Source organism: Pirellulaceae bacterium (genome assembly GCA_019636385.1).
Taxonomy (GTDB): Bacteria; Planctomycetota; Planctomycetia; order Pirellulales; family Pirellulaceae; genus Aureliella.
This window is the reverse complement of sequence record JAHBXT010000002.1, coordinates 50,847-63,760: the sequence shown is the minus strand read 5'-3', so window position 1 is coordinate 63,760 and position 12,914 is coordinate 50,847. Positions and strand designations below refer to the sequence as shown.

The window sequence follows — 12,914 nt, the reverse complement described above, 5'->3', positions numbered from 1 at the left end:
GGCAATTCCGCCTTGGGATCCAGCAAGACCTTCACGAAACTACCTCGCCCACATTCCAAAATAGCGGAGGAGGGATTCGAACCCCCGACACGCGGATTATGATTCCGCTGCTCTAACCGACTGAGCTACTCCGCCAAAGGCGCTCAGGCGGGATTGTGCCACATCCCCACCGCGCGACTGTCCACCAGATTAAAGGCCAGTCGGCGGGATTTGACAAGAGGTCGTGATCGCGAAAATCGGTCGGTATACTCCTTGCAACAGCGCGTTTTGAGGGCGATTCGAGAGACCTGGAGTATTTTGCTCGCCCGACTATTTGCGATTGCGACTGTCCAAAAAGCTGAGCTGACGATAGAGCATGTCGATGCGGGCGGGCTGGTATCCACCGGCTTGGGCGAAGCGAATGGGATTTCCGAAGATGGCTTCCAGTTCCAATGGCCGTTTGGCTTGATAGTCCAACAACATGCTGCTGGCGTACGGGACCATGTTCTGAGTATATTCGAGCATCTGGTCGATATGCTCGCGAGTCACCTGGACGCCACATGCAGCCGCGCTAGCCGCGACCTCGATCATTAGTTCTTCGGCTAATTGTCTCACCAGCGGATTGTTCATAATGGCCTCGGTATCTGAGTTCAACACCACGGACAATCCATTGAATGGAATGTTCCAAGCCAGCTTTTTCCAGCGCACTTCGTGCAGGTTTTCTTGAGCAGCAATCTCGATCCCAGCCGCCATAAAATCGGCTGCGATGCGTTGCATCCTGGACGTAATGCGCGCGACACCCGACAGGTGGCCGGCCGGGGCATACTCACCAAAGGCAATTCTGCCGTAGTCCAAATGGCGGATGTGCCCTGGACCAATTTTGTTTGAGCACAAGAAGCAACATCCACCCAGAACGCGATCAGCGCCCACCAGATCGGCTGCGGCGCGCTCGACATCAAGTCCATTCTGCAACACGAGTACGATGGACTCTGGACCGCACACACGCGGTAGTAATTCAGACAAATGGTGATTGTCAGTCGACTTCCAGCACACGACAGCGCAGTCGACTTGCGGGATTTCTTGAGCAGCTCCGTAGACCTGCACTTCGCGAAGATGAAAATCGCCGAGCGGGGATTCAACCCGCAGACCATGCTGGCGCATGTGATCGACATCGCTACGGGCAACGAAATGGACATCAAAACCAGCCTGCGCCAGCAAACCTCCGTAGAGCCCGCCAACCGCCCCAACCCCCAAGATGGCGTAGGACATGCCATGTTGTCTCGTTGTCAAGTCTTACTCCTTTATAAACTGCAGCGATGCTACTGTTTGATCGGTTTTGATAAAGTTTGTCGGCTAGGAAGTCGATTCCATCTGTTATCCGGGCGCTCTGGTTGTGGCATAATTGCTTCCATTCAGTTTGTCCAGGACGAGACGCCTTGACGACCGTCGTTTTCAAAAGTAGACTTCGCCGTATAACCTACTGTCAGCAAATGACTTACGTCGTTTGCTACCTCGGCGAAGGAGCTTTGTCAAGTGACTAAGAAAGACATCGTCAGGTCGATTTCCGACAAAACAGGGCTGACCCAACTCCAAATAAAGGAGATTGTTCAGTTGACCTTCGAGGGCATTGTAGAGGCAATGCTCAAAGAGGGCCGGGTCGAACTGAGGAATTTTGGCGTTTTTCAGGTCAAGAGCCGCAAGGCTCGACTAGCGAGAAACCCGAAAACCGGTCGGCAGGTTGAAGTTGCTGAAAAATTTGTGGTTTCGTTCAAGGCTGGCAAGGAGATGGAAGCTCGAGTACAGCTGCTGGAGGATCTGGCGGTGACGCGAGCGCGATCTTCGGATAACGCAGATATTGACGAAGCGGTTGCCGATTTGGATGGATAACGTCAAGCTCCCCAAGCGTGGGGCTGGCAATTCAGACTGGCTTTGGATGGCGATTCGATTCACGGAGGAAGACGATGCAACGCTGGTTGTGTGCCGCAGTACTGTCAAGTAGCTTCTTGGTCACTGGCTGTATCCTGCCGATGTATTCCGCGTTGCCTCAACGCCGCGCCGAGCAGTTGGTCTATACGTCAGAAAACTTGCGCCTGTTGATCCAGGAGTGGGAACGCTTCTGGATGATCGACCAACCCGACCACATGACTCCCTATCGTGTACACGGTGGAGTTATCTAGCGAGTGCAGGTGAGGTGGGATGGCCACGAGCCATTTTCAGCAAGCTGCAAGAATTACAGCTTGCAGCAGACTGCCTAGCGCCAATTCGTGACGTAGGCTGTTACCAGAATCGGTTTGGCAATTCTGGGAGCACCACATGTGGCGATTGTATCGAACAAGCGGATCATGCCTGACGGCGGTCTTGACCCTCTGCCTGAACAGTTCGACCGTGCTTGGCGAGCATCCCGTTCATTTTCCGTGGGGCACGCATTACAGTGCTCCGCCGATACCAACCGCGCAGCCTCATTCTTACCGTACGCTCTCAAGCGCGGATCGTCGCGAAACAGCCGCAACCGTTCAACCTAATGTGTTGCAGATTCTGCCCGCCAAGTCAGCCTATGCTTACGGTTGGTTCGGCAGCAATCCAACGACTCAGTGGGGCCGCCATTTTGGCTACTCTAAAGGCTTCACTCAGTGGACCAGACGCTAGTTGTCACGCGCCGGTTCTGAATAGCAGCTCTGGCAAGCCTCTGGTTTTCCAGGCCCTTCAGTCGTCACATGCCATGGTTTAGAATGTTTTGCCTGGCTGCCGATGACTCCGTTTTGACCGGACGCGGGCACCCAGTAAAGATCGGCTGATACGTTTTTAGGGCGTCGATACATGCTGGATTTTGCGCAACAAGTCATAGCGGGCTCAAACAAAGATTCACGAAAGCAGCCAGATGGTAAATAGTTTGATCGTGTGGGGAGCGCGCATCGTTTGTGTCGCTCGTTGGCTAGCGATTGTTCTGAGTGCGCTATACGTCTCACCAATGGCCCAGGCTGCACAAACGGCATCGGGCGAAGCGGATGGTCAATCTGACCAGTATCGTGGGGCCGACGAACCAACCATTCCCGCCTCAATCTTTGGTCAAGGTGTTCGTGAAACGCCGTGGCTGTCGCCGACCGACGAGGCAGCTAAATTCCGTTTGCCACCGGGCTTCAGTGCAGAATTGGTTGCTGCCGAACCGCAAATTGACAAGCCACTGAACATGGCGTTCGACCATCGGGGGCGGCTGTGGGTTACATGTACCAGGGAATATCCCTACGCAGCCCCAGAAGGTACCACGCCACGCGATTCGATTAAGATTATCGAGGATACTACTGGCGATGGTCAGTTCGATACTGTGAAGACCTTCGCCGACCAACTCAATATTCCCATGGGTTTGCTGCCTGTTGCCGATGGAGTGATCTGTTTTAACCTGCCCTGGGTTTGGCATTTGCAAGACAACGACGGCGACGATCGCGTTGACCACCATCATAAGTTGCTTGGGCCATTCGATACCTCGCGCGACACGCACGGCATGATCAATGCGCTGCGCCAAGGCAGTGATGGCTGGATATATGCTTGCCATGGCTTTAGCAATCGCTCGGAGGTCACTGCCGCCGATGGATCGCGCGTTCAGATGCACTCCGGCAACACGTTTCGCTTTCGCGCCGATGGATCGCGCATCGAATTGTATACCGCCGGACAGGTTAATCCCTTCGGTATGACATGCGATCAATGGGGCGGATGGTACACCGCCGACTGCCACAGCAAACCGCTAACCGCGCTGTTGCCCGGCGGCTGTTATCCCAGCTTTGGTCGCCCTCACGATGGCTTAGGATTTGCCCCGTCGATGATGGATCACTTGCATGCCAGTACCGCCATTTCAGGCGTTGAATACTATCAAGCGGATCAGTTCCCACCGGCCTATCGCCAGCTATTCTACAGCGGCAACGTCATGACCAGCCGCATCAATTGCAACGCACCGGTTCGCACGGGGGCCACGGTTACAGCTCGCGAGCTGGCTGACTTTATGACGAGCGATGACCCTTGGTTTCGACCTGTCGATATCCGCTTAGGGCCTGACGGCTGCCTGTATGTGGCCGACTTTTACAACAAGATCATCGGTCATTACGAAGTACCATTGGAACATCCAGAGCGCGATCGTTTGAGTGGAAGAATCTGGCGGATTCGCTACCAGACTTCCGCTGCGGTAGAGACTCGCTCGCCCGAGTTACCACATAAATCCAGCGGACTGGCTAGTAAGAATCATCAGGTGCGACGTCAGGCAATTGAAGCTGAGTTGATTCGACCGGCTTACAGTCGAACTGAGTTAGAAAAGATCAGTACAGATGCCGCAGGCCCAACACGCCTCCGACTAAGCGCTGTCGAGATTTTGCATCGTCGACATCAATTGCCAGTTTCGATGATCTTGGATTTGATCCACGGGAGTGATAGCCCGAACGCTTCCAACCAACTAATCGCATTGCTGCTAACGATCGCCAACGGCTGGTCTGAACAGCCCGATGGCATGCCTGAATTGCTGGCCGAGACAACCAAGCTCTTGCAACATAATGAGCCTCAGGTAGTAGTTCGCGCGATCGAGTTGCTGGGACGCAGAGGACACCCGTCCCATATTGAACCCTTGATAGGTACGGGGCTGGCCACTGCCGCCAGCGATCCCGTACAACTGCAGGCGGCCCGTATCGCTATCCGCAATATTCTTCAGCGCAACGACGGGGCTACTGGGCAGTTGTTCGACCGCTGGATGAAAGACGCACAGTGGTTGAAATCGGATCAAGCGTGGTTCGTGGCGCAGTTGTTACCCGGCATTGCCAATTCCGAAGCCGCTGAAACGCTGCTCAGATACCTGTCGGCTGTACATCAGATTTCGCACACCCCCTCCAGCCCCGCCGCTGTGCATGAATTGACCGTGGCGGCTATCGAACATGCAGCGCGACATCCCAGCCAGGAACTGCTGGACCTGTTGCTAAGCATGACGACGCACGTAGCGGGCAACGACTTGATCGAACGAGCCAAAATGATTGATCGAATCGCAGTCGAGTTCCAATCACGACTTGGTCAGCATCCACCTGCCTTGCAGACGTATTTACAGGCCGTCTTGCAGGAACTGGTGGGAAGCTTAGCAAGTCACCTTAACATCCATGGCCCCGGAATGCAGTGGTTAGATTTGTCTGGAAGTTCTTGGTCATTGGAGACTCGCCAATGCGCCGATGGAACCGCTGCCGAACTACTCAGCAGTTTGTCACGTGGTGAAGCCTACGTTGGCACGTTGAGCAGCGAGCCATTCACCTGCCCCGGGCAGATGTCTTTTTGGTTGGCTGGCCACAACGGATTCCCCGACAAGCCTGACCACCAACTCAATCGCGTACGATTGATCTTGCCGACGACCGGCCGTGTTTTAGCACAAGCTTACCCACCGCGCAATGACCGAGCGGTCGAAGTCAAGTGGGATTTGACCGATGCAGCCGGTCAGTCGGTGGTGCTGCAAGTTGTGGATGGAGACAGCGGTGGTGCATTTGCATGGGTGGCAATCGGACGATTTTCGGAACCGAGCTTGGATAGTCAAAATGCCGATCGCTGGACTACCGCCATCGCATCGCTTTTGCGGCGTGGATCTACCCAGCCGGCTACGATGCAGCAACTGGACAGCTTGACGCTCAGCCCTCGACAGCGAGCTGGGTTGTTGTCGGCTGCCTGGGAAGGCCAGGGTAAATCACTCGCCTCAACGCTGGTCAGTCAAGCATTGGCCATTGGACGCGCCGACTTAGTGGCAGGACATCTAGGCAGCGGTGAAGGGCTGTCCGACGAGCTAGGGCTGGTGATCGCCCAGCAAATTAGCCAGTCGGCTACGGCCGCGCAGCAGTCGATACTGGCCAGGTCATTGTTGAAATCTGCAGACGGCTGTCAAATACTGGCTGAATTGTTGGAAGCCGGCCTGCTGAACCCAGCTAGCCTGCGAGGCGTGAGCGCGCTGCTACCCCAATCGCTATCGCCCGAAAAACGTCAACGCTTGCAGAGGTTTATCGACTCGGCTCATCAATCGGGCCTGGACCCGTCGCTGGTCAGTCAGCGGTTGTCGTCCATCGACTGGACACAAACGGACGCCCATCGCGGCCAGCAGGTTTTTAAGCAACACTGTGCCAATTGTCATCAGCTTCGCGGCGAAGGTACGGTGATTGGTCCTCAATTAGATGGCGCGATTGCCCGTGGCCCAGAGCGGTTAGCCGAAGACGTGTTGCTGCCCAATTTGAATGTGGATCGTGCATTTCGAGTCACCACGCTGCTGCTGGATGACGGCTCGATTGTCAGCGGCCAAGTACGCCAGGAAGATGCCCTCAGCGTGCAACTGGTTGGCTCGGACGCTAAGCCGTTGGCCGTGGCTGTGGCAGATATAGTGCAGCGCCGCGAAACAGATCAATCGCTAATGCCGGCCAATTTTAGCGAGCTACTGAGTGCACAACAGTTAGGGGACCTGTTACAGTACCTGAGTCACGCCGCAGAAAAGTAGTTTGCGGCAGTTAGGCTAGCTGCTCATAAAGTTCTATCCGTAGGCTCCGTTACCAGACGATCCAATCCCGTCCACCCGCCGCCGGAGCGGCTGCGGCAACGAATAGGTCGCCGACGCACGTTTTGGTCTACAAGTGAACTCGATTCGCTCCCCCGCTGGCCGGGTCCGCAGGGCCATAGGTCATGCCTCTCCCACACTTTGATGGAAAAGACACCTGGTTGTGACAACACCTGAATCGGATCAAAAAAAGCTAGTGCTACTGGACGCGATGGCGCTGATTTATCGTGCTCATTTTGCGCTCATTCGCAGTCCGCGGTTTACCAGTCGCGGCCAGTGTACTTCGGCAGTCTTTGGAGTTGCCAATACCATACTGGATTTGATTGCCCGTCAACAGCCAAGCCATTTGGCTGCTGCGTTTGATACGCCTGAACCTACGGCTCGTCACATAGCCTTCCCAGAGTACAAAGCGCATCGCGACCAAATGCCCGAAGATTTGGTTAGCCAATTGCCATGGATCGATCGTTTGCTGGAAGCGTTCAACATCCCGATCCTTCGCATTCCCGGCTACGAAGCCGACGACATTATCGGCACGCTGGCACATCAGGCGGCTGAGCTAGGGTTTCACGCGCTGATGGTCACGCCCGACAAGGATTACGATCAATTAGTGCGGCCCAATATTCAGATTTACAAGCCTGGCCGGCAAGGCGGAACTGCGGAAGTGTTCGGCCCGGCCGAAGTCCTGGCCAAATGGGAAATACAGGACATCCAACAAGTCATTGATATCCTGGGACTGATGGGGGACAGCAGCGATAACATTCCGGGCGTGCCTGGCATCGGTCCCAAGACGGCAACCAAGCTGATCCAGCAGTTCGGATCGTTGGAAAGCTTGCTGGACCACGCCGACCAGTTAAAAGGCAAGCAGCGCGAGAGTCTGAAGACCTACGCCCAGCAGGCGAGACTGTCCAAGCAACTGGTTACCATCCAATTGGATGTTCCGCACTCATTCAAGTTCGAGGAGTTTGTTTGGCAAAGGTATGACACTACGAAGCTCAAGCAGTTATTTCAGGAACTGGAGTTTGAATCATTAAGCAAACGCTTGTTTGGTGAAGCTGATTCTGCAGCGACACCTCCTGGTTTCTTGCCACTGCTGGCTGTTGAACCAACCGTTCGAGAAACCGCCGATGACGTCTATCGCCAGCAGACTGCCAACCTAGAAACCCAGTCTTCGGGCGTCTGCCAGTCGATGGGCAAGAACATCTACTCGCTCGGGGCTAATTACCACGTTGTGCAGTCGAAACAACAACGGGCCGAGCTGCTGGACAAGCTGCTGGCAGCACATCAATTTTGCTTTGATTGTGAAACTACCGGACTAGATCCGCGCTCGGCTCGACCTTTGGGAATCGCCTTTGCCCTGCAGCCTCACGAAGCTTTCTATGTAGTCTGCCCCGACGAGACTCAGGAGGCTCGACGAGTATTGCAACAATTGCTCCCAGCGCTGCAAGCTCCCCAGATCACCAAGATCGGGCATAACTTAAAGTACGATCTTACATTGTTGAAGTGGCATGGATTCGAGTTGCGTGGACCGACCTTCGACACGATGCTGGCTCACATGATGCTTGAGCCAGATGGCGAACATGGGATGGATCATCTAGCGCTGCGATATCTGGACTATCACACGATCAAGATCGATCAGTTGATCGGTCCCAAAGGCGCCGAACAACGCTCGATGGCCGACGTTCCACTAGACCAACTTGCTCCCTACGCCTGTGAAGATGCCGACATCACGCTGCAGCTGGCTGAAATTCTACGGCCCAGAATGGACTCGGAAGGGATTAGCCGAGTGTGTTACGAGGTGGAATTCCCGTTGACCAGCGTGCTGGTCGATATGGAACATGAGGGCATTCGGCTGGACAGCCATGCGCTGCGGGAGTTCTCGGCAGTACTGGAATCAGAGATCACGAAACTGCAACAACGGATTTTTGAGATGGCGGGCCACGCATTCAATATCGACTCGCCACGTCAACTGGGCGCCGTGTTGTATGATGAACTGCACATCGATGGAGCGCCAAAGAAGACTGCCACTGGACAGTATTCAACCCGCGAGTCGGAACTTGAACGACTGAGCGGACGACATGCGATCGTCAAGGAGATATTGGAGTACCGCAACGCTACTAAGCTCAAACGAACCTATGTGGATCAATTACCCGCCTACGTCAATCCACGCACCGGCAGATTGCATACGGTTTACGGCCAGGCCTGGACGGCTACCGGGCGCATGCAGTCAACCGAACCCAATCTGCAAACCATACCGATTCGCAAACAGCGAGGTCGCGAAATCCGAGCTGCTTTTGTACCGCGCAATGAAAACTACTTGATTCTGTCGGCCGACTATTCGCAGATTGAACTGCGAATTATGGCTGAACTGAGCGGCGATCAAGCCATGTTAGAGGCGTTTCAACAAGACGTCGATATCCATGCCATGACGGCTGCCAAAGTTCACAACGTCCCATTGGGCTTGGTCACTCGCGAGATGCGAGCGCAAGCCAAGATGGTCAACTTTGGAATCATCTATGGCATTTCTGCTTTTGGACTACAGCAACGATTGAACATTCCCAAGTCCGAAGCCGCCCAGCTGATACGGGCCTACTTTGAAGAATATCCGCAGGTCAAAGGCTACATTGAATCGACCATCGAATTTGCGCGGCAGCACGGCTATGTCCAAACGTTAACGGGACGCAGGCGGAATATTCGCGACATCAACTCGCGCAGCCGGACTGCAGCACAAGCCGCCGAGCGACTGGCCATGAACAGTCCGATTCAAGGTACGGCCGCAGACATACTCAAGCTGGCCATGATCGCCGTGCACCGCGAACTGCAGCAGGGCGAATTCCAAACCAAAATGCTGTTGACGGTGCATGACGAAATCGTATTCGACATGCACCGCCAGGAAATCGACTGCGTGATACCGGTGATCAAACAGGCTATGTCCACTGCGCTGCCGCTGAAAGTACCGTTAGTGGTCGAAACGGGCTACGGACCGAACTGGCTGGCGGCTCATTGAGGTTGCCTGATCCGGATAGACTAGCTGCAAATGCAGAGCAGGTTTAGTACCGATCTTGGCGACGTTCTAGTAAAGCCCAACCAATCGCAACGAGATCGCCCCGGTAAAGGCTAACAAGCACACGTTGAACCAGAATTGGCTAATCCGCCTGACCAGCCATCCCCCCAGGACTAAGCCCAGCGGCACAATCGGGGCCAACACCGCGTTGATCGCAAGCGATTCAGGCGTTATCAACCCCAGCGCCCAAGCACTGAAAGGCAATTTGAAGAGGTTAATCGCTAGAAACAGCCAAGCTCCGGTACCCACCAATTCCAGCTTAGGCAGAGCAACCGCTAACAGGTATAAGGCTACGATGGGCCCGGCCGCGTTGGCTAGCATCGTCGTTATACCTGCCAACAGCCCCAGGCTCCACGCGAACCAGGAAGAATGAGGAATTCGCTCAAGTGCGGTTGGCCGCCAGAGCCGAAGGAGCTGCAATAGCGTCAAAGTCAGAATGATGCCCCCCACCAGAGGCCTGAACTGTCGCTCATCCAAGTATCCCATCAGGCCGGTACCGATGACGACACCAATCAGTGCCGGTGGCAATAGTCGCCGAAAGATACTCCATTGTGCTTGATCGCCAAAAGCTCGAATCGCGCACAGATCGCCAACGACCAACAGCGGCAATACCACACCCGTGGAGACCTTGGCACCGAAAACGTGGGCAAAGATCAGGACGTGCAGCATGCTGACACCGGCCAGCCCACTTTTGGAAACGCCCAGTCCAAGAGCGGCTAGCGCCAGCAATCCCCAGTCTCCTGGATGCAGATCGATGAACATTATCGGCAAATCGACTCAAGCGAGATCAAGACAGGGCATCTGGGCATCAGCTCAGCCCCAACAACTGGCGAGTGGCCAAACCGACATCAGCTTGACGCATCAGCGATTCGCCGACCAGCATGGCTTGTACGCGATTGGACTCTAGCATTCGAGCATCTGCCGTTGTCTCGATACCGCTTTCACCAACCACCACTTTGTCATCCGGAATTTGGCGTCGAAGCCGAATCGTGTGCTGTAAGTCAACCTTGAAAGTCTGCAAGTCGCGATTATTCACACCGACCAGCGCCGCACCGGTGGAGAGCACATTATCTAAATTCCGTTCATCATACAACTCAATCAACACCGACATGCCAAGTTCCGTGGCTAGCTGGTACAGGCTCTTCAATTCCCGCTGATCCAAACACTCAGCAATCAGCAGAATAGCATCGGCTCCAGCGGCACGTGCCTCAAAAACCTGATAGGGGTGGATAATGAAATCCTTCCGCAGCAGTGGCAGCGAAACACTCGACCGAATGCTGCGTAGGTAATCCAGCGATCCCTGAAAGAAATGAACATCCGTCAGGACGCTCAGACAGCTCGCTCCACCCGCTTCGTAGGCCCTGGCGATCTCTACCGGATCAAAGTTCTGACGTATCACGCCTTTGGAGGGACTAGCTTTCTTAACTTCAGCGATCAAGCGAATAGGCGGCGCATGTCGCAATGGCTCAATAAAATCGCGGGTGGGCGGAGCATCATCTGCCAATTTCATCATGTCGCGCAGCGGACGCACTCGACCGGCCTGCTCGATCTCCGTCCGCTTGTGGGCCAGTATCTTATCCAGAATTTTGGTCATCGAAAATCGCGCACTGCCAACTGAAAAACTCGAAAACGCATTGCTCAGTGCTTGAAGTGCCGAGCGCCCGTGAAAATCATGGCAATACGATGTTGATTGCAGGCAGCAATCACTTGATCGTCGCGCCGCGAACCTCCGGGCTGAATAATGGCCACGACGCCGGCTTGAGCCGCTGCTTGGATCGAGTCCGGAAACGGAAAGAAAGCGTCTGACGCCAGAACACTGCCGATGGCTCGTTCTCCCGCTTTTCGCAACGAAATCTCGACGCTATCCACGCGACTCATTTGGCCGGCCCCCACACCGACTAGCGCTCGATCGCGAGCCAGCACAATCGCGTTACTGCGGACGTGTCGCACCATTTCCCAAGCAAAGTCGATATCGACTTGCAACCGTGGATCAACTGACATTTGAGTAACGCATTTCCACTGATTCTGCATGGCTGGCAAGATGTCGGCTTCCTGTAGCAATGCCCCCCCTGTAACGAAGCGCACCGCGAGTTCGGACTCCAGTGATTCCAACTGTCCAACTTGAATCAGCCGTACGCTGTCGCGCCAGGTGGGCCGAGTGGTCAAAATGCCAACCGCCCCAGCTTCAAAATCGGGGGCAACGATCGCTTCAACGAAACGTCCTGGCTCGACTAACAACTCTGCCGTCTGGGCATCGACTGTACGATTCAACCCAATGACACCCCCAAAAGCGCTCAGCGGATCACCATTCAATGCACTGAGAGTGGCCACCGCCAGCTCGGAGGCTGTCGCGGCACCGCAAGGATTGTTGTGCTTGATGACCACCGCTGCCGGATCGGCAAAGCCGCGCACGATCGACAGTGCGCTATCCAGGTCCAAAATATTGTTGTACGACAGTTCTTTGCCGTGAATGTGTCGAGCGCTGACGATGCTAGCCGTGTGGGACGCTGGGGTACGATATACGGCCGCTTTTTGATGCGGGTTTTCGCCGTATCGCAACAGTCCACGGCGCTCTAAGCGAACGGTCAGATGCGGAGGAAACTCGCCGCCGCCTGCATCACGACGAAAATATTCAGAGATTGCTTGGTCGTAATTGCAAGTCAGCGCAAAAGCCTCGCCGGCCAATTTGCGTCGCAGCGCCAGCGATGTGGCTCCATTTTGAGTCTGAATCTCTTCCAGTACAGCGCGATACTGTTCAGGTCGTGTGACAACCGACACGAAGGCATGATTCTTGGCCGCTGCTCGAATCAAGCTCGGACCACCAATATCAATCTGTTCGATAGCTTCATTGCGAGTCACACCTGGACGCGCAATGGTGGCCTCGAACGGATACAAGTTGACCACGACTAAGTCAATGCTGCAGATGTCGTGCTGCTGCAAAGCTTGGCGATCCTCGGCCATGTCGCGACGAGCTAAGATGCCCCCAAAAATCTTGGGATGCAGCGTCTTCAGCCGTCCATCCATCATTTCTGGAAAGCCGGTGTACTGCGAGACTTCAATCGACGGCACACCGTAGTCGGCCAAATACCGCCGCGTGCCACCGGTGGAATAAATTTCAACACCACAGGCCACCAAGCCCGACGCAAAATCCGCCAGCCCCATCTTGTCGCTGCAGCTGATAATTGCTCGCCGAATCCGAGGGTTTTCCATTTCCAATGCATTCCGTTCAGGCACAGTCATTCACTCGCGTCATTCCAAAAGAAGCCGTCTCTGCCACAATCGTCCCGAAAATCGCAGGCTACCCCCTGCCAGTCAGACGCATTG

The 12,914-nt window shown here is 54.9% G+C and carries 9 protein-coding genes and 1 tRNA gene; 5 read left to right on the top strand and 5 right to left on the bottom strand.

Translation table 11 applies throughout. The annotated features are described in order from the left end of the window. Positions 1 to 61: 61 nt before the first annotated feature. Both KF752_06060 and KF752_06055 read right to left on the bottom strand, forming a co-directional pair. A tRNA-Met gene (locus tag KF752_06060) sits at positions 62 to 135 on the bottom strand. Positions 136 to 309: 174 nt separating this feature from the next. Continuing rightward, positions 310 to 1,248, bottom strand: coding sequence for a putative 2-dehydropantoate 2-reductase (locus KF752_06055; protein MBX3421104.1), 939 nt, complete (start codon positions 1,246 to 1,248; stop codon positions 310 to 312). 264 nt (positions 1,249 to 1,512) lie between these two features. On the opposite strand from KF752_06055, the gene KF752_06050 reads away from it, so the two are divergent. The 5 genes from KF752_06050 to polA all read left to right on the top strand — a co-directional run bounded on the left by KF752_06050 (position 1,513) and on the right by polA (position 9,533). Next, positions 1,513 to 1,866, top strand: coding sequence for an integration host factor subunit beta (locus KF752_06050; protein MBX3421103.1), 354 nt, complete (start codon positions 1,513 to 1,515; stop codon positions 1,864 to 1,866). A 74-nt stretch (positions 1,867 to 1,940) separates the two neighbouring features. Then, positions 1,941 to 2,156, top strand: coding sequence for a hypothetical protein (locus tag KF752_06045; protein ID MBX3421102.1), 216 nt, complete (start codon positions 1,941 to 1,943; stop codon positions 2,154 to 2,156). Positions 2,157 to 2,292: 136 nt separating this feature from the next. After that, a complete protein-coding gene (locus KF752_06040; GenBank protein ID MBX3421101.1) occupies positions 2,293 to 2,625 on the top strand; it encodes a hypothetical protein in 333 nt (110 codons plus the stop codon). Between the two features lie 232 nt (positions 2,626 to 2,857). After that, entirely contained in the window at positions 2,858 to 6,472 is a 3,615-nt protein-coding gene (locus tag KF752_06035; GenBank protein ID MBX3421100.1) for a c-type cytochrome, read from the top strand. 220 nt (positions 6,473 to 6,692) lie between these two features. Next, positions 6,693 to 9,533, top strand: a complete 2,841-nt coding sequence (gene polA / locus KF752_06030; GenBank protein ID MBX3421099.1) for a DNA polymerase I — start codon at positions 6,693 to 6,695, stop codon at positions 9,531 to 9,533. A gap of 66 nt (positions 9,534 to 9,599) precedes the next feature. Here polA and KF752_06025 read toward each other — a convergent pair whose 3' ends face one another. Genes KF752_06025 through purH form a run of 3 tightly spaced genes read right to left on the bottom strand, consistent with a single transcriptional unit; the run spans position 9,600 to position 12,800 of the window. After that, entirely contained in the window at positions 9,600 to 10,352 is a 753-nt protein-coding gene (locus tag KF752_06025) for a sulfite exporter TauE/SafE family protein (protein MBX3421098.1), read from the bottom strand. Between the two features lie 46 nt (positions 10,353 to 10,398). After that, the gene (gene trpC / locus KF752_06020) at positions 10,399 to 11,184 is read right to left on the bottom strand and encodes an indole-3-glycerol phosphate synthase TrpC (GenBank protein MBX3421097.1); all 786 of its coding nucleotides are present in this window, start codon (positions 11,182 to 11,184) and stop codon (positions 10,399 to 10,401) included. Positions 11,185 to 11,228: 44 nt separating this feature from the next. After that, positions 11,229 to 12,800, bottom strand: a complete 1,572-nt coding sequence (gene purH / locus KF752_06015) for a bifunctional phosphoribosylaminoimidazolecarboxamide formyltransferase/IMP cyclohydrolase (protein MBX3421096.1) — start codon at positions 12,798 to 12,800, stop codon at positions 11,229 to 11,231. Positions 12,801 to 12,914 lie beyond the last annotated feature (114 nt).